Source organism: Sphingomonas bacterium, from assembly GCF_903643065.1.
Classification (GTDB): Bacteria; Pseudomonadota; Alphaproteobacteria; order Sphingomonadales; family Sphingomonadaceae; genus Sphingomonas.
Genome location: NZ_CAHJWX010000012.1, coordinates 1 through 16800 on the forward strand (window position 1 = coordinate 1; position 16800 = coordinate 16800).

The 16800-nt window shown below is 63.9% G+C and carries 21 protein-coding genes and 1 pseudogene; 9 read left to right on the plus strand and 13 right to left on the minus strand.

The genetic code is table 11. The annotated features are described in order from the left end of the window. Nucleotides 1-18 precede the first annotated feature (18 nt). Nucleotides 19-1416 carry a S41 family peptidase gene (locus tag HUU95_RS00975; protein WP_174278374.1) on the minus strand — a complete coding sequence of 466 codons (1398 nt, stop codon included), beginning with the start codon at nucleotides 1414-1416 and terminating at the stop codon, nucleotides 19-21. A gap of 60 nt (nucleotides 1417-1476) precedes the next feature. Between HUU95_RS00975 and HUU95_RS00980 the strand changes: the two genes are divergently transcribed. The 3 genes and pseudogenes from HUU95_RS00980 (at nucleotide 1477) to HUU95_RS00990 (ending at nucleotide 3728) form a co-directional block, all read left to right on the plus strand. Next, complete coding sequence (locus tag HUU95_RS00980; protein ID WP_174278375.1) at nucleotides 1477-2490, plus strand: oxygenase MpaB family protein; 1014 nt, start codon at nucleotides 1477-1479, stop codon at nucleotides 2488-2490. 198 nt (nucleotides 2491-2688) lie between these two features. After that, nucleotides 2689-3215 (plus strand): annotated as a pseudogene (locus HUU95_RS14815) (IS6 family transposase); the annotation flags it as partial. A 75-nt stretch (nucleotides 3216-3290) separates the two neighbouring features. Beyond that, nucleotides 3291-3728 (plus strand): hypothetical protein, encoded by a 438-nt coding sequence (locus HUU95_RS00990; RefSeq protein ID WP_174278373.1) that lies wholly within the window; start codon nucleotides 3291-3293, stop codon nucleotides 3726-3728. A gap of 177 nt (nucleotides 3729-3905) precedes the next feature. Here the strand turns inward: HUU95_RS00990 and HUU95_RS00995 are convergent, their stop codons facing one another. From HUU95_RS00995 to HUU95_RS01005, 3 genes are read right to left on the minus strand one after another with little or no spacing between them, the layout of a single operon-like run. Then, nucleotides 3906-4652, minus strand: coding sequence for a hypothetical protein (locus HUU95_RS00995; RefSeq protein ID WP_174278376.1), 747 nt, complete (start codon nucleotides 4650-4652; stop codon nucleotides 3906-3908). Between the two features lie 44 nt (nucleotides 4653-4696). After that, nucleotides 4697-6094, minus strand: coding sequence for a relaxase/mobilization nuclease domain-containing protein (locus HUU95_RS01000; protein WP_217429698.1), 1398 nt, complete (start codon nucleotides 6092-6094; stop codon nucleotides 4697-4699). A gap of 32 nt (nucleotides 6095-6126) precedes the next feature. Further along, a complete protein-coding gene (locus tag HUU95_RS01005) occupies nucleotides 6127-6708 on the minus strand; it encodes a hypothetical protein (RefSeq protein WP_174278378.1) in 582 nt (193 codons plus the stop codon). A 330-nt stretch (nucleotides 6709-7038) separates the two neighbouring features. Between HUU95_RS01005 and HUU95_RS01010 the strand changes: the two genes are divergently transcribed. Beyond that, on the plus strand, nucleotides 7039-7308 hold the full coding sequence (locus HUU95_RS01010) for a hypothetical protein (protein ID WP_174278379.1): 270 nt from the start codon (nucleotides 7039-7041) through the stop codon (nucleotides 7306-7308). Nucleotides 7309-7372: 64 nt separating this feature from the next. Here the strand turns inward: HUU95_RS01010 and HUU95_RS01015 are convergent, their stop codons facing one another. From HUU95_RS01015 to HUU95_RS01040, 6 genes are all read right to left on the minus strand, one after another. Continuing rightward, on the minus strand, nucleotides 7373-8002 hold the full coding sequence (locus tag HUU95_RS01015; RefSeq protein ID WP_174278380.1) for a class I SAM-dependent DNA methyltransferase: 630 nt from the start codon (nucleotides 8000-8002) through the stop codon (nucleotides 7373-7375). Nucleotides 8003-8082: 80 nt separating this feature from the next. Beyond that, nucleotides 8083-8427, minus strand: a complete 345-nt coding sequence (locus tag HUU95_RS01020) for a hypothetical protein (RefSeq protein WP_174278381.1) — start codon at nucleotides 8425-8427, stop codon at nucleotides 8083-8085. Next, entirely contained in the window at nucleotides 8424-9104 is a 681-nt protein-coding gene (locus HUU95_RS01025; RefSeq protein ID WP_174278382.1) for a ParA family protein, read from the minus strand. The genes HUU95_RS01020 and HUU95_RS01025 overlap by 4 nt, the downstream gene beginning before the upstream one ends. 265 nt (nucleotides 9105-9369) lie before the next feature. Continuing rightward, nucleotides 9370-10116, minus strand: coding sequence for a recombinase family protein (locus tag HUU95_RS01030; protein WP_254602543.1), 747 nt, complete (start codon nucleotides 10114-10116; stop codon nucleotides 9370-9372). Between the two features lie 94 nt (nucleotides 10117-10210). Further along, the gene (locus tag HUU95_RS01035; protein WP_174278383.1) at nucleotides 10211-10564 is read right to left on the minus strand and encodes a hypothetical protein; all 354 of its coding nucleotides are present in this window, start codon (nucleotides 10562-10564) and stop codon (nucleotides 10211-10213) included. Nucleotides 10565-10598: 34 nt separating this feature from the next. Further along, nucleotides 10599-10916: a hypothetical protein gene (locus HUU95_RS01040; RefSeq protein ID WP_174278384.1), complete on the minus strand. Its 318-nt coding sequence runs from the start codon at nucleotides 10914-10916 to the stop codon at nucleotides 10599-10601. Nucleotides 10917-11063: 147 nt separating this feature from the next. Here HUU95_RS01040 and HUU95_RS01045 point away from each other — a divergent pair, with 147 nt between their 5' ends. From HUU95_RS01045 to HUU95_RS01055, 3 genes are all read left to right on the plus strand, one after another. After that, a complete protein-coding gene (locus HUU95_RS01045) occupies nucleotides 11064-11513 on the plus strand; it encodes a LexA family protein (RefSeq protein WP_174278393.1) in 450 nt (149 codons plus the stop codon). 4 nt (nucleotides 11514-11517) lie between these two features. Beyond that, the gene (locus tag HUU95_RS01050; RefSeq protein WP_174278385.1) at nucleotides 11518-12780 is read left to right on the plus strand and encodes a Y-family DNA polymerase; all 1263 of its coding nucleotides are present in this window, start codon (nucleotides 11518-11520) and stop codon (nucleotides 12778-12780) included. 125 nt (nucleotides 12781-12905) lie between these two features. After that, nucleotides 12906-13805, plus strand: a complete 900-nt coding sequence (locus tag HUU95_RS01055; protein ID WP_174278386.1) for a hypothetical protein — start codon at nucleotides 12906-12908, stop codon at nucleotides 13803-13805. 38 nt (nucleotides 13806-13843) lie between these two features. Here HUU95_RS01055 and HUU95_RS01060 read toward each other — a convergent pair whose 3' ends face one another. Further along, a complete protein-coding gene (locus HUU95_RS01060) occupies nucleotides 13844-14146 on the minus strand; it encodes a hypothetical protein (protein WP_174278387.1) in 303 nt (100 codons plus the stop codon). Between the two features lie 478 nt (nucleotides 14147-14624). Between HUU95_RS01060 and HUU95_RS01065 the strand changes: the two genes are divergently transcribed. Together HUU95_RS01065 and HUU95_RS01070 are read left to right on the plus strand one after the other, a co-directional pair. Further along, on the plus strand, nucleotides 14625-15647 hold the full coding sequence (locus HUU95_RS01065; RefSeq protein WP_174278388.1) for an alpha/beta fold hydrolase: 1023 nt from the start codon (nucleotides 14625-14627) through the stop codon (nucleotides 15645-15647). A gap of 10 nt (nucleotides 15648-15657) precedes the next feature. Beyond that, entirely contained in the window at nucleotides 15658-15990 is a 333-nt protein-coding gene (locus HUU95_RS01070) for a hypothetical protein (protein WP_174278389.1), read from the plus strand. Nucleotides 15991-16070: 80 nt separating this feature from the next. Here the strand turns inward: HUU95_RS01070 and HUU95_RS01075 are convergent, their stop codons facing one another. Further along, nucleotides 16071-16445 (minus strand): hypothetical protein, encoded by a 375-nt coding sequence (locus HUU95_RS01075; protein WP_174278390.1) that lies wholly within the window; start codon nucleotides 16443-16445, stop codon nucleotides 16071-16073. 114 nt (nucleotides 16446-16559) lie between these two features. Beyond that, on the minus strand, nucleotides 16560-16766 hold the full coding sequence (locus tag HUU95_RS14665; RefSeq protein ID WP_302480080.1) for a helix-turn-helix domain-containing protein: 207 nt from the start codon (nucleotides 16764-16766) through the stop codon (nucleotides 16560-16562). Nucleotides 16767-16800: the final 34 nt, after the last annotated feature.

Consider the following 16800-nt stretch of genomic DNA (forward strand, 5'->3'; position numbering starts at 1 on the left):
TGGGTCGAGTCGCTCGGATCAGCGCGCATCCGACATGCTTCTCGCGAGACTTGCCACCGACGCAGCATGATCGAGGGGAGGCAAGTTCGTAAGCTCGGGCGTGATCCCGACCCCTTCGTATATGCGCCCGTCCGAAGCACGGTAGATCTCGGCGGGGAGCGTCAGGGTCCAGCCGTTAGGCAACGGCTTGGCAAGCTGGTCCGACAGCGCGCCGCGCGTCCTGCCCCCGGTATGGCGGACGTTCGGTAGCGACCGCATTGCCAGCGTGAATGTTTCCCCGGCGCTTACCGTGATGTCGCTGGTGAGTAGCGTCACCGGTCCGAGAAAGCGCACGCGGTTAGATGGCTCGACGTGGAAGGATTGGAACGGCACCGTCGCCCCGACCGCCCGCTTTTCAAAGGCGAGGGTACGCCGATCCGCGAAGCGACCGGCGATCCGCAGGCTGATGGCGTCGTAACCGCCACGATTGTTGCTCACATCGACGATCACGCCCGGCAGTCCCCGGAACGCGGTCAGCGCTTCGTCGAGCGCCGCGTCTAGTGCGGCCGTGTCGTAGGATGGCCCTTTGCTGGCGAACGCACCCATGGTGACAATGTTGAGGTAGCCGACCCGGCCGATCCTGCCCCACAGGATACGCCTGTTGGCGACCAGATGTCCGCCGCCCTCGATCAACGCGACGACATCTTCGCGGTAGAGACGCGACCATGACCTCTCACGAGCGGCGGGATCGTCGCCGAGCGCGGCGTCTCGACGCACAGCCACGATCGACGATGCCTCGCCGCTTTCGAAGCTGTGTTCCTTGCCGTCCACCGTCGCCTCCAGCGCGACATGCGCATCGTCGAGCACATGGAGGGCAGCGACCGATTGGCCGTACAGCACCGCATCGCTGGCGTTCGCCGGCAGCATCGCCACTGCCGCATCAAAACCCGCTTGCGTCCGCCCGCGGCGACCGAACCCGGGATAGAGGTCGGCGAACGTCGCCGCGATCAGCCGGCCGATCTCAGCCGGCACCCAGCGCCGCTCGATGAGGCATGCCGAAGGTAGCTTGGCGATCCGGTCGAATACGTACCGAGTCTGTCCCGGCGCTTCGGCGAAAGCAATCCGATCGTGGCGGACGGCGGTTACCAGACGATAGATTGCGTCGCTGCCCGCATCGGGTTTCGGGTCGCGATAACAATAGGACCCAGCCGCATGGTAGAGCGTCGGCACGCCCTTCCTCATGACCAGCAAGCGGCCATACCCCTGCGACTGCCAGACACCGTCGATCCGGGCACCGACCGCTTTCGGCGGAGCCCATGCCGTGGCCGCAGCGGGGGCAACCTGAGCGACCGAAAGCGGAAGCACAAAAAGGATCGAGACGAAGCTCACCATGAAGGCGGGCTTACCACCGCGCTTGCTGTTGTTGAACCGCCGCACAGCTCTCCGTCAAACCGGCACACCGCCGTTCTGCGCATCAATCCGCTTCAGAGTCCTGCAATGTTGATTGAAGTCCGCATCGACGTGAACGAAAGGCAGAAGCTGAGACGACAACTTAGCCATTTGCACGGGCGGAACTGGGTCGTCGCCGCCGTCCACCTGCGCCGGCTTGGCGCAACGACGTCGCGAAGTCGCCGGATCACCCTATATTCGGACTTTGCGAAGAGGTACGCCTTGCTCGACCAGCTTCTTCATCCCGTCCGCCGTTCAATCGCCGAGCGCGTGTCATCGGTTTTCAACGATCGCGGCGCCGGTGAACGGCCGGTGGTTCGCCGCGCGGACAGCCTGTTCGGGCCGGGGTCGGTCGCGTGGCGGGTGAACGGGGACGTGACCTCGATGATGGTCGGCGGTGTCAGCGCACTACTGCTGCAGATGCTTCATCCCTCGGTGCTGGCCGGGGTTTGGGACCATTCGAATTTCCGGGCCGACATGCACGGCCGGCTGCGCCGCACAGCACGCTTCATCGCGGTCACCACCTTCGGCGGGCGGGACGACGCCATGGAAGCGATCGCGCGCGTGCGGACCATCCACGACAGGGTGCGTGGCGAGTTGCCCGACGGAACACCCTATCGCGCGAACGACCCGGCGCTAATCAATTGGGTCAACGTGAGCAGCGCGAGCAGCTTCCTTGCCGGATACCGCCGCTACGCTGACCCTCGCATGACCGGGCGCGATCAGGATCGCTACTACGCAGAGATGGCCGAGGTCGCTGCGGCGCTCGGGGCCGGCCGTCCACCCCGCGACCGCAGGGCCGCCGCGTCCATGATCGCCACCATGCGGCGCGACCTGAAGGCCGACGAGCGGTCTCGCGAGGTCGCGCGGCTGGTGCTTGAGCAACCATCGCCCGCGGCGGCGGGAGAGCCGATACGGCGGCTGGCGATGGCGGCCGGCGTCGATCTGCTGCCCGACTGGGCGCAACGCCTGCATGGCCTGACGTCCCCGATCATGAACCGACCCGCGCTTCGGCTCGGCACCTTCGGGATCGCGCAGACGTTGCGCTGGGCATTCGGATAAGCACGCGCCACGCAGCTGGTGGCAACCGGTCGGCACCGGCCATCGTCGTCGCACGCCGTTGAAATTGCGGGCGCTCGGGCCGGCTCTGTCAGATCAACGTGGCAGCCAAGGCCAAACGCTGGTAGCGGCGGCTCACGCTACGCCGCTCCCGCGCCAAATTCTCCCTCCCCGTTCCGCAGGTTCGACTCGTCGCCGAAGATGATCCGGCTGGTGGTGGCGATGTACGTGCGCTTCCCGCTTAGCCTGCGCAACGTGGAGGACCTGCTGTTCGAGCGCGGGGTGGACATCAGCCACGAGATCGTGCGCCAGTGGTGAGACCGGTTCGGGCCGCTGTTCGCCGGGCTACACCGGCGACATCCGGCGCGGCCGGGTCAACCGCACGCAAGGCTTCCGGCACTGGCGGTGGCACCTGGACGAGATGTACGTGAAGCTGAACGGCGGAATGGTGTAGCTGTGGCGGGCGGTGGGCCACGAGGGCGAGGTGCTGGAGAGCTACGTCACCCGCACCCGTGACAAGGACGCGGCGCTCCGGTTCATGAACAAGGCGCTCAAGCGCCACGGCAGCCCCGCGGCGATCACCACCGACGGGCTACGCTCCTACGGCGCGGCGCTGCGTGAGCTGGGCTGCGTCGGGCGGCAGGAGACCGCCCGCTAGGCCAACAACCGGGTGGAGAACTCGCACCTGCTGTTCCGACGAGAGCGGGCAATCCTGCGGTTCCGGCGGACGTCAGGGGGACTGGAAGGCGCATCTCGCAGCCATTATTGTTCGGATCGGTCGCGTCGATGTAGGAGTACCGCGCGTGAAGAAGCTTCTCCTTGCCGCTGTCCTGGTTGGCGCAAGTTCCCCCTTGGCCGCCCAAAAGGTCAGTTCGGCCCACCCGACGCCAGCGGACGCGGTTCGCTTACTCGCCAATCCCGCGGCTCAGGATCTCATTGCGCAGAAGATTGCATCGATCGCCGGCATCATCCTCGACACCAAGGTCGGGCCGGTTGCGACGCTGACCGACCCGCGCGACCATATCCGGCCCGAGGACACGCTGCGCTCGGTCGAACAGCGCCGCGATCCCGAGCTCGACCGCCATCTCTACGAAGGGTCGCGCCGCGCGGTTGCTACTGCCGGTGCCGTTGCCGGTGGCGCTGCCATCGAGGCGGCAGAGCTGCGCCGGACGGCCGATCGCCTGCGTGCCGCGCTTGGCCCGCTGGTCGACGCGGCCAAGGCGCTCAACTCCGGCCAGTAGAGGCGGCTGCCTTGCGTTGTGCGTTCTCGACCTGCTGCCCGTCATGTACCCGGACGGCCATGGTCGCCTACTCTGCGATAATGCTCAGCGCCGGTTAGCTGAGTGCCTGACGTATTTCCCTTATTGAGGGTAGACCTTCTTTGGATGGACCATAGACCCGGGGAGGCGTGGGTACGCCTAGCGCGTCTGTTCAGGCGAAACCTCTAACTGATGGCTGCCATGACGGACGACAAGCTCCTCGGCGGCTGAAGGCCGTTCCCCCGCGGCCAGACGATCGCCCAGAGCACGGTGGAGGTCCCGGAGTTCGGCCGCCAACTGCCCCTCGGGCACGCCGTGGCCGCGGCGCTCGGCCGCCTCGAACAGGTCGATTGCGCCGCCAAGCTCGGGATCTCCGAACAATCCGGTGCTCTCTCCAGCCCGCCACAAGCGGGCGAGCTCGGCCGAGCGCCGCGCAATCATCTCGGGCGAGCGATCCTCGGCGCGCGTGGATGTCGGAGGCGACGGCGGCGTCACGCCCCTGCCCCGCAGCTCCTCGCGCGTGATCGCGGCTAGCTGGTAGCGAAGAAGACGCGCCTCGGCCGTGTCGGTCGGAGATGGGTCATACTGGTGCTCCAGAATATTTGCCAGCTCGGCCGCGCTCGCCGCGATGGCGGCTCTGCGCCACTCAACGAGAGCCCGCGACGTTGAAGTCCGGTCCGCCGGCTGGCCGAGCAGGTATTTCTCCAGAAGCGGATCATCGGCCAGGTCGACCGGCAGCGCCGTCCCATTGCCGAGCAAGGCGGCATGGGTGTGCGCAGTAAGCGTCGCGAGCGACACCTGGCCGGCCTCCACCGCGTCGAGCCGGCGCAGTATTTCGCGTTGGCAGGCCTCGATGCGGCCGTTCGTCCGGGTCACCTGGTCGAGGTGAGCCTGTACGGTCGCCAACGCCTCCGTGATGGCGGCCAAGGTCCCAGGAGGACTAACGTCAGTCATCGGCGGGGACCGCCCCGATCGGGCGAGTGATCGCGGTCGCGCTCCCGATCACGGTGCCCCCGATCACGCTCCTGCACCTGGCGGAGGATCTCGGCGATCTTGTCCGGCGGCTGCGCCGAGGGTTCCCGATCAGGCTGGTCCGACGTCGTGCGCGACGGATCGAGAGACTTCGGCGAACGGGTCCCGCCGCGCTCGGGCGGGCGATCACCGTCGCGTTCGCGTGCTTCGAGGATAGCTCGGCTCCGCTCGGTGGCCGCCTTCAACCTGATGGTCGCAGCGGCGAGCGCCTCCGCCTCGGCGGTCGCCTCGGGCGTGCTGGCACGGCCGCCCACTCCGAGTTCGGACGTGCGATCCCGGGCAGCGCGAACGGAGTTCGGCTCGGGCTGAGGCATCTCGTCGATGAACCGTTTGAGGCTTTTCGCCACCATCTGGTTGACCATGGAAGGGGACGCAGACAGCTCCGCGATCGACCGCTCATAGGCGGCAAGAACCATTGCCCGCTGTTCGGCGAGGACCGGGTTGACGGGATCGGCGCGGCTATCGGCGCGGTAGCGTTCCGCTCGGTCCGCGCGGCTCCTGTCGAGGCGCGGGATCTCACCCTTCTCCCGTACTTTGCGCGCTGCGATGTGCTCGTGCTTCGGGTCTATGCCCCTCGCCTTCGCCGGCGTCGCGTTCGCCTCGATCCCTCGATCGCGCAGCTTCTCGGCAAATCGCTGGCGGTAGCGGAAGAGGTCGTCACGGTTCGGATTGAAGCGTCGGCCCTGGTCGTCCCGACGTGCGATCGTGAGGTGGACGTGCGGGTGATCGCGGTCGACATGGAGCGACGCGACCCACATGCGGTTGGCGAACTCGGTCCGCGCGAAATCCAGGGCGGCGGCCTCCACCTTCTCGGGATCGGTGCCGGTCGGCATCGACAGGATCATCGAGAGCGACGTCGCCCCCTTGCGTCGCGCGTCTCCCTCCATCTCGTATTGGTGCCACTCCTGGGCGAGCTCCCGCATCTCTTCCCCGTCGCGGATGACCTCGCCCTCGCTGGTGTGAAGCCCAAGCTCCTTGTCCGTGCCATGCCCCAATCGGCTGATGTACGAGAAGTTCGCAAGGACGTGCCCGGCACCGCTTTGCCGCCCCGTAATGCGCACCATCACCTCGGGCACGCGACGCGCGGTTCGCTCCATCGTGGCGACTGCGCGACGGCTCACCATCACCTGATTGCCGCCACCGAAAGCACGCTTCGTCTGGGCCGGAGCACGATAGGCCCCACCCGCAGCGGTCGGTTTCGGGAGCATGGACGCGACCGCGAAAGCGAGCATCGTGCCGCCGCTCTTGGGTGCTCTCCCCTTCCCTCCGCCCGCGCCGAGACGATACTTCTTCGCCGGCGAGAACACGCCCGCCATGGAATCCAGCGTGCCGGACGACAGATGGAAGCTCATGGCCGCGCCTCGGCGAACGCCTCGGTCCAGTAACCGATCTCGCTTCCGATATAAGTCGACAGCGATCGCCGCGTCGAGCGGAGTTCAGACTGAACATCGGCGCACGTCTCGAAAAACGATTCCGCGATCCGGGCAATCTGCAACGTGCTGCCGGGCATGTTGGCGGCGTTCATCGCATGGACCGCCTGGTTGACGTTGCGGCCGATCGCGCGGACCTGCATCCGAAGTTTTCTCAGTTCGGCATAGGTAGACGGCACCAGCTTCAGCTCGGCCGCCTTGTCCCAGAGGTGCCAGCGGATAGTGCGCTTGATCCATTGGTTGCGGTTCAACCCTGCACCCGTACCGGCCGTCACGATCGCGTCCGCCTCGCTACGGTTCAGGCGAACGGTAATGCGGACCTGATCGTCCCCCTGCTCCCCTTCCGACGACGCCGGAACCGGGAGAACGTCGTTCACTGGGGCCAGCGCCGATCGCGCGAGCGTCAGCGCAATCCAGGCGCTGCGGGTCTGTCCCTGCGCCGCTGCCACGCGGTCGATCTCCTGGACCAAGTCATCCTTCAGGCGAACCGTCACCTTCATGCCCAAGCCCCGTGCAGCGGACCCTCTAAGCCAATGTCCGACATTGGTGCCAAAAGGCATATCCTGCCATACCTCAACTCTCAATCTGCCTAAATAACCGACCATTTCTCGACGACCCACACTATGTCGATCGCGGAGTGGGGCGTCGGTTCCATCGGAACCTCTACCCCGCACCCGCCATCATGGCATCGACGTACCGAGACGAACTCACCGAAGATCGCATCCACGACGATGAACCTGGGCCCGCGCTCCATCTCGCTCGGCCCTATCCGAGCCTTGGTCGACGATGCTACCACCCCGGATCGTCTTCCCACTGATGGAGTACCATCCATGGCGCGAGCCGCGAGCAAACCCGACGATCTTACCGCTGCAAAGGCTCGACGTGATGCTCTGGCCGCGGAACTGGCCCAGGCTGAAGAACAGGTTAGATCGGCGGAACATGCAGCCCGTGACGCTGGCCGGCCAATCCTTCAGGCCGCGCTCGATCGGGTCAAGATCGCTGCAATGGACAGGGCCGACGCGCGCACGATAGCGACTGCCATCGGGGATCATGGCGGCAAGGCGGTCGCCGATCATCTGGCCTCGATCGCATCGGCCTGACTCCTTCCCAGCGCCGGCCGTTTCCGCTTTTGGCCGGCGCTGACCCCCTCCCCTGATACTGCCGTTATCGTCCCAGGCCGTCCCCTAGCTCCCGCATTCTGGCGAGCCAGATCGTCCTATTGCCGCACGTAGGGTCATCCTCGACCTGGCGGAGCAGATCGAACCCGGCCTGATCCAGCAATCTCCGATACTCGTCCGGCCCAAGGCTGCCGTGGTACAAGGCAACTCCGTCGTGCGATCCGATCGCGTGCCCTTCGTCCGTCCCGCTAGTGAACATCAACGGCACTCCCGGCATCGCATGGGCGGCGAAGCGGACGAACATCGGGCGTTGATCGTTGGGCGCTAGGTGAAAGAAGCTGTCCCATGCAATCAGCCCGGCGAACCGTGTTCCCAGCGCCATTTCGCGCATGTCGAGCCGCTGCACCGGGATGCTTGGTAGGTTGCTTCGGAACAGCTCGACCATCGTTGCCGACCGGTCGACTCCGTTTACGGCGTAGCCTCGACGCACCAGGTTCGACGAGATTGGAACCGCCGAACCGCATCCGATGTCCAGCACGGCCGAGCCGGTCGGGATCGTTCGGCAGAAGCGTTCCAGCCACGCATCCTCGACCAGCTCCTGTCCGCGAAGGGTTGCCCATGTCCGCCCGTGACGTTCATATGTCTCGATGACGGAGGGCGGGTTGATGTCGTCCATCGTGTCGGCCCCCTGTCAATCGGCCGCAACGAGGCCACTCGCACGTCGTCCCGCGATTACCGGACGGCTTTGGTCCTACGCTACGCACCCGTCCCGGATCGACGTCGCTCCTCGGCCTCCGCATAGTCGAGCAGCAGCGTCATCGCCTCGCCCTTCTTGAGGCGGTTCCGCCATGCGAACTCCTCGAAACGCTTTCGGTCCTCCGGGCGCGATCGGACGTGGATTGCGTCGTTGAAGCTGGCCTCGCGGGCGCGCGCTGCGGCACGCGGAGCGGCTGCGGGAACCGCCTTCTCCGATCCGAAGCCGAGCTTCTCCCCTGCCGTCCTGGCGTGCGCAAGCTGCTCCCGCGTGGGCGGCGGGATATCATCGTCGCCTGCGAAGCTGGCGATCGTGCGGCGGCTCGCGCCAGCGGGCTTGTCGGTCATGCGGGCACCCCTTCGGCGAGCAGAGACAGTATGTCGTTGGCAAAAGCCGTGGCGTTCAATCGTGCCTGCTCGAGCGATCCCACGTCGGCCTCCGTCATGTCGGCGAGCGTTCCGCCCATGCTGAACAGACCACGGAACGCTCCCCGCTCCGCGAGCGCGGTGCCAGTCACCATGATGCCCGCATGCTCCAGGTTGGACACGACGGCCTTCAAGTCGCGCGTCCACAGGCGAGCGGAAGCCGGCGTTCGCGTTAGCACGGCGGCGAAGGGTAGCGGCCGCTGTCGGGCCGTGCCGGCGTTGCGGACAACCTTGAACGCCCGGGCCGCCTCATGCGCATCCAGCTCCGACCCTTGGATGGGAATCAGCGCGAGATTGGACATCATCAGCGCGCTGGTGGCCCGGGCGCTCGCCTTCCCTTCGAGGTCGACGATGACGAACTCCGCCCGCTTCCTCGCTGCGTCGATCGTCCCAATGATCTCGTCCTCGTCGATCTCCTGCACGACCTCCATGTTCTCGGGCCTACCACCCTTGTTCGCCCAGCGCGCGAGCGGGAAGTTGGGATCGGCGTCGACCATAACGACGCGTTTGCCGGTCGCGGCGAGCTCCGTGCCGAGGATCAGGGCGGTGGTCGTCTTCCCCACCCCGCCTTTCGGAGAGAGCATCGTTATAACTGGCATTGGCCGGCTCCCTGGTGGCTACACAAGTTGTGAACATGTGCCGCACGCTCATTAGCTACACATGCCAGACCTGCGCTACAAGGCCCCTTGCGTTACATGTGCATGCTCGGCACTAGCTCACTTTGGAAATAAGCTCATTTTGAGCGCTTGTTCACCACGGAGACAAGCTCACTCCGGGTACTCGCTCACGGCGGCCACTAGCTCACGGCGGACACGTGTGCCCATGGTGAACATGCTCACAAGTCGCACGTGACGGCTGATGGCATCACTCGGTCGGCGTTGCGCCTGCGATCGACTGCTCGGCCGCGCGGACTTGGCGGGCGATCGATGCCAGAAGCGTCCGGCTGCATCGCGTGGAGGTCATGATGAACTTCCACGTTTTGCCGTCGCGGAGATGCTGCGCGATCGTCTCGTTGCGTTTGATGTTTGGCGGACGTCCTTTGTAGAGGCCGTCGGCCCTGGCGCGAGCCACGCCCTCGGCTTGCCGACGCCGGCGGTCCTCGTAATCCTTGCGCGCCACAGCCGCGAGGACGTCGAGCATCATCCTGTTGATGGCGACGAACATTCGGGAGCTGAAATCATCGGTGGGTTCGGCGAGATTCCACGAGGTCGGAAGGTCGAGGGCGACGATCCGGACCTGCTTCTCATCGATCTGGGCGCACAGCTTCGTCCAGTCGCGCGCGGTGAGGCGGGACAGGCGGTCGACCTGTTCGACCAGCAGCACATCGCCGGGATCGCAGTCGGCTAGAAGGCGAAACAGCTCGGGTCTCACCAGCGTTGCACCGCTCTCGTTCTCGACATAGCGGGCCGCGATCCGCATCCCGCGCTCGGCGACGAAAGCATCGAGCGCGCCACGGGCGCGCATGGCGTCCTGCTCGGAGGTCGACGCGCGGAGATAGGCCCGGATGAACATGCCTTGGTCTGCTTGAGATGGTACTTGTAAGTCCAGTCCTTTTTGGATGGGCGTATCGACGATAAAGTACTGGCTTTGAACCCAGTCCTCGAAAGGCATACCCAAATCGTACTGTCTCGCGCGACACCAGCAAGGCGGTCGAGGCGCAAGCGATGCGAATCGAAGCGCCGACGCCGATCACAGGCGCACGATCTTAGTCGGCCATCAGAGCTGCCCGCCAGTGGTCGGTGATTTCGGCGAACTCGGTAGGGTCGAAGGCGAGAGGAACGTCATACATCGATTCTTGAGAGTCTCGCCATGCGGGCGCTGAATCCGCAGGGGCTTCATCGTAGACCGGCATCGAAGCCGGCCCCCAGAAGCCAAAAGCCCAGCGGTCGCCAGCACGGAGCAAGTTCGATTGACCTGCATCACGATCGTACTCGGCGATCGGCCGCCAGATCAAACCGGACCAGAATGCGGTCCACCGCTTCTCTGCCGCTGCGTCGAGCTTTGCCAGCTCATCCGCATCAACTTCGCGCACACCTTGTTCGTCGATGATTGTCGGCATGATTTTCCCTTACGGGGGTAGGGCGATCTCGCGGCTAAGCGGTCTCGAAGAGCGGTAGCGGCTGAAGCGAGCGTGATGGTGCGGGCTGGTAAATGCCGATCGTCACCCACTCGGGTTTCCAGTCGAGAGTAACGCTGTCGCCGGTGATGCGCGCGATGCCCGCACCCTCGATTTCGACCCGGTAGCGGAAGCGATCTTCCTCCGAGTCATACTCGCCGGCAATCAGCGTCCCGTCGCTGATTGCCAGATGAAAGCGATCCTCATCGCTGTCGAAGGGAATGCGCAGCTCCATCTCTATGTCGCCGGTGACGCCTAATCGCTCTGGGGAAAGCGGCGTGATGGTGATGCTCATGCGAATCTCCGTCCGAACCAATTGTAGAACGAACCCAGAACGCTTGGCAACGGTCTCATCGTCTCAACACTGGCAGCAGCGAAGATGCGACAGACCGAGAAAATTGCCCGTTCACATTCTGTTCCAATCGGGCGTAGAAGCAGGAATATGAGTCTGTGCTTGGCCCTGATCCCGAACACGCCGATCCCCATCGCGGAGGTGCCGCCTGGATTGCGGCTACGGATCATCGGAGCGGCCGGCGCGGGCTTCCCGTCGCCGGCGCAGGATTGGGCGGACGATGCGATCAGCCTGGTCGAGCTGCTGCGCCTCGATCGGGCCGCATCATTCGTGTTCCGGGTCTCCGGCTCCAGCATGGTCGACGCAGGAATGTACGACAACGACGTCGTGGTGGTTGATCGCGACGTGAAGCCCGCGAGCGGGCACATCGTGATCGCGATCGTCGATGGCGGCTTCGTCGTCCGCCAGCTCGTCGTGCGGGCAGGGCGTCCCTACCTCGAGGCACGCAACGCGCGTCAAGGCTACGAGCCGACACTGGCCGACGAGACGGTAGAGGTTTGGGGCGTCGTTCGCGCTGGTGTGCGCGACTATCAGAAATAGACCCATGTCTTGGGCGATCGTCGATGTAGCCAACTTCTACGTCTCGTCAGAGAGGCTATTTGACCCAAGCCTTCGGCGCGTACCGGTGATTGTTCTGTCCAACAACGACGGCTGTGCCATCGCGCGGAGTGAAGAGGCCAAGGCTCTTCACATCAAGATGGGTGATCCCGTCTTCAAGCTGCGCGACACGATCCGCAGGCACGGCATCCAGCTCCGATCGTCGAACTACGAACTCTACGCCGATCTCAACCGGCGCTTCAATGCGGTGATCGGCGAACATTCCGACTTGGTGGAAATTTACTCAATCGACGAGAGCTTCTTCCGCCTGCCAGTGCTCGGCTCTGGCCTGGGTGACGTTGCTGGCGCGCATCGCGTGCGCGAGGCGATCTTGCGGAACGTGGGATTGCCCACCCGTATCGGCCTTGGTCCGACGCGCACCCTCTCGAAAGTGGCCAATGCGCTCGCAAAGGCTACGGAGAAGGTGTGGGGAGGCGTCGTCGACCTTCACGATGTCGAGCTGCGCGATCGGCTGTTCCAGATGTGGCCGGTGGATGAGGTGTGGGGTATAGGCAGAGCACTGGCCGGCCGGTTACGGCCGCTCGGTGTCCGGACCACGGCCGACCTGGCGGCACTACCTCCCGCAGTCGCGCGCGACGTGGGAACGGTCGTCCTGGAGCGCCTGGTGCGCGAGCTCGGCGGCACCGAGTGTGACGACTTTCGGCCGGAGCCGGAGAAGTTGAAAGCGACGGCCGTGACGCGGATGTTCGGCGAGCCGGTGCGCGACCTCGAGCCGCTGCGCCAAGCCATGGCACGCAGGGCGTGGCGAGCGGCCGAGAAAATCAGGGCTCAAGGTCTCCTTGCTTCGCGCATCATCGGGTTCGCGCACGGCTCTCGCTACCGGCCCGACCCGCCGAACGCGACGCGATCGGCGCGGCTGTCGCCGGCGACGAACGACCCTCGGGCGATCGTCGGCATGGCGAGCCGGATGGTGGAGAGCATGTTCGAGGAAGGGCGCATCTACACCAAATGCGGGGTCCTGCTCGAAGAATTAACGGCCGACACGGCACCGCAAGGCGATCTCTTCGCCGCCGCCGACCCGAAGGCGCCGGCGCTGCTCTCCGCGATCGACGGGCTCAATGCCCGGTTCGGGCGGGAGACCGTCTCCTTGGCCGTCCAGGGCAGGGGGGCGCGCACCTTCGACACGAAACGCAGCATGAAGTCGCCCGCCTGGACGACCCGTATCGCCGAGATCCCAATCGCCCGCTAAGCGGTGTCCATTATCGTCCTTCGATATATTATTGGACTAGCGGGCGACGTCGAGCAATCTGGCCGCGCCGAACGGAAAGATGAAGGATATCGACCGTGACGAGCAGACACGACGAAGCGTATTAGGTGCATAAGGCGGCAGAGCAGCTCGATTTTGCCAACGAAACTGCTGATCCGTCGGCCAAGACGATCAATCTGGACTTGGCGGCCCAATATGCGACGCAACGCGAGCTCGGAACGAGCAAGCCGACACGCGGCAGGCGCGGAGGGGAAAGACGGAAGGGAAGCGAAATGAGCGACGTGGTGGTGCCCTCGACAAGGCTGGAGCCGGAGGTCCGGCGTAGCAACCCCGAAATCCTACGTTGCGTCGAGCAAAGCGAGAGGGCCAACGCGCTTGTTCCGAAAGTCATCATCATCGGCATGTTGGTCCTGCTTGCGGCAGGGCCGTTCCTGCACGGCCACCTGTTCCTCGGCCTCGTCAATGCCATGATCGTCTACCTCGGCGCTAAGGTCGCCGTGTGGCTGGTCAACAAGCTCGCCCTGCAGCCGGTGCGGACCACTCGCTACAAGGCGGCGGCAAGGACGCTGGCCGATCAGCTCAAGGCGGTGCCGGAGCGCGTGACGTTCTGTCAGAACTGGTGGCTGGGCGCGCCCGGCGCGATCGCGGTGACGGCGAACGGCCATGTCATCATCTCGGATCGATCGACCAACTACGAGGAGTTGTGGCTGACGCCATCGCAGATCGTGAACGTGAGCATCGAACGCGAGGCGACCGAGATCACGAACATTCGCCATACCGGATCGTTCACGCTAGGCGGGGTCTCGGGCGGCCTCTTCGGCGGCTATACCTTCGGCGGCCGTTCGCGCGCGACGACGACGACGATCGAGAACGCCTATCTCGAGATTCGCTATCAGTTCGAGCGCAACGGCGCGGTCTATACGACGGTGCTGCCCTTCGGAGCCGATCGGCGTTTTGCCGAGGAGCTGTGCGCCATGCTGACTAGGCTGGAGCATACCCCCGCGTGAGCGAGTAGTGGGCCGGCTTTCGCCGGCCCACGCCGGCGTCAGCGGGCCTCGCGGGCCGCGAGGACCAGCTCGACGATCTCGGGCTCGTGAAACAGTTCGTCGCGTTCGATGACCCGGAGCCCCGGCCCGTTCAGCACATCGGCCATGCGGTCCTCGACGATCTGGGCGAGCTCAGCGGCGAGGGCGTCGACGTCGTAGCGACCCTGGAAAAGCGTCTCTTTCGGCCAAGCCGTCTCGGCGTCGAAGCGGTTCTTCTCGTCCACGGCCGCTTTGAGGGCCTTGATCGCCGCGTGACCCAGAGCGCGCTCGAACTCGAGCTGAGCGAAGATGCGGTGAGACATGATATTCTCCTCAGTGCCGTGATTGGCACCAGCGACCGGAGGCGCGCCGCCCACCTGGGTCAGGGACCGCGGAACGCGGCCGCGGAGCGGGGCGTGGAGGAACCGATTTTCGCGCCAGGGAGCGCAGCGGACGGGCGTGAAAATGGGAGGTGCCGCGCATCCTTGAGGCAGGTGGGGGCAAGCCTCATCATAGAAAGGCCAGCAGGCAGGTCCCCTTTGACACCTAAACCGGGCCTCTGTGACAGGGGCTGGATCTTTCCCGCTTCTCCGTCTCCGGTCGGCCGTTTCGGGAAAGTGCAATCGGGAACAGGTTTCGGGAAAATGGGTGCGATCTACACGGCGCGGGCGGCGGTACGCGCGCCGCCTATCCATCGAAGGTTGGTTTGTGGGAAGGTCGGATCGGACGAAGCAGCTACAGGCGTACACCTCGGCGTTCTGAAATGGTTGCCGAGAGCCTGTAAATCATTAGTATTTGACCATGCACGGCCGCCCCCTTCTCGCTTTGATGCCGCTACTGATGGCGGGGAGCTTGCCGGAAACCGACGAGGCCAAGCCTGATCCTGTTATAGCGAAGTATGCAGATACGAGTCGTGCCGTTCGGCTTTCGGACGGTCGTCGGATCAACATGGTTTGCATGGGCCGGGGAAAACCAACCGTAATCTTGAATGCAGGTGCTGCCGATTGGGGTGTGGTCTGGGGGAGGGTCCAAGGTGGTATTGCTCAGAAGACACAAGTATGTACCTGGGACCGGGCCGGATTTGGTTTTAGTACTGCAAGTTCTGCACGGCAGTCCGTAGATGAAACAACACGCGACCTAGAGCGGGCTTTACAAGCGAATAGAATGAAAGGGCCATTTGTGCTCGTAGGTCACTCAATAGGAGCCTATGAGACGATGATCTTTTCGGATCGACACAAATCGGCTGTCGTAGGTATCGTGTTTGTCGACCCGAGCATACCCAACCAATCAGCACGCCTCGCCCACGTCGCGCCGGGAGCTACTCGCACCAGTAATAGCTCATTGGCATCGTTCGTCTCGCAGCGCCGTGCATGTGCAGACATGCTTGATCGCCGCCCCATGAATGCGCCAGCCTGTACGCAATACGGCGGGGAAGTACCACCTTCGGTATCAAGCGCGCTTGCTCGACTGGATCGAAATGCCAACCGCATGCGGACGACTGCATCGCTGCTCGACAATATTGCCACGGACGCCAGAATCGTCATCAATGGCGAGAGACAATACGGCTCTACACCGCTGATCGTTCTAAGTGCCAGTAATAGCTTCGTTGCGCCGGAAGGCGCGTCGGCGACGATGCGCATGGAAGTTCATCAGGAGCAGGACGAATTAGCCAAGGGCCATATCGAGCTTGCGTCTCTATCACTGCGAGGGGAACGCCGTATCATAGGCGACGCAGGTCATTACCTCCAATTGGAGCACCCCGACATCGTAGCCGCTGCCGTGATGGAGGTTGTTGACCAAGCTCGCGAGCAGCCGAAGCGATAAGGAATGCGCGATGATCGTCATCCAGCAGGCGGACGCGCCTTCTTCGCCGTCGCCTACCTCTCATGTGCAAACAGCCGATCCCTTCACGGTGCCGCTGGAGGCCCTCGCATCGCCGCGCAGGGATTGCGGCGCAAAGCCGGACGGCGAGATTGTTGTTTGTGGACGCCAAGACTCGGAAGGTTTTCGGCTACGGCCCCTGCCTCCCCTACCTCCCTCAAATGGGCTTTTATCCCGCCCTTTGCGCGTACAGATCGCGCCCGGCATTTCCGTGGGATTTCAGCAGGGAGGTGGTTTCGGCGTAAAGGCGGAGTTCGGCCCTGGCACGAAAACACGTGAGAAATAGTTATAACATACTAGTCCCGCACTCTAATCCCGCCTTGCCTTTAGTTACGGAGATATGCAGACCGTCAACTAACCATCTCACTAGTTGCGTACGGCTCTTCGTCGATCGGCAAGCTCCGCTACCAGAATGCTTCTCCTATCGGCAACGCATAACGAAAGATCGTGTTTGATTCCTTCTTTCATTGTAACGCGAACCTCCTTCGAAATCGCTTCGTCATCGCTAGCGGCAATTCGTGATGACAGTTGATCGGCGCAGGTATCGAACGCTTTGCATCCAAGGGCATCAATTTCTCCATCTCCACTTGAACTCTTGGTAGCACAGCGGAGCTTGCTGCCTCGGATCGAGTACTTGCCTGTCCAATGCGATAGGCGTTGACCGATCACTACGATATCGGCCTGCTCCGGCTCGACGGGGACTTGTTGAGCTGCGAGCAACGCGGTCATCAGAAGCAGCATGTGCTCTCCAATCTGTCTCGCCTGTTGCGTACAGGCGGTGTTCCAGAAAATGGTAACAAGCACGTGGTTTAAAGCTAGGTCTCCTTGCTGTTCTTAATTCCCTATCAACCATCCTCAATCGGGTAGGCCCGCGCCGGCTGGGCAGTGGCGGTAGAAGGTCGATAAGCCAACTTGTAGCAGCTTGGCTATCTTGGCAGGTTTGTCCCCGGCCGCGAGCAGCTTACGCGCAGTGTCGATCTTATCGGGCGTCATTGCTGCCTTTCGGCCACCACCGGTGCTAAACCGCCCCGGGTTTGTCGGAGGCCGTGGGTTGTGAGTCACGCTGCCATATCGATGTTGTCCGCGGCAGCATAAT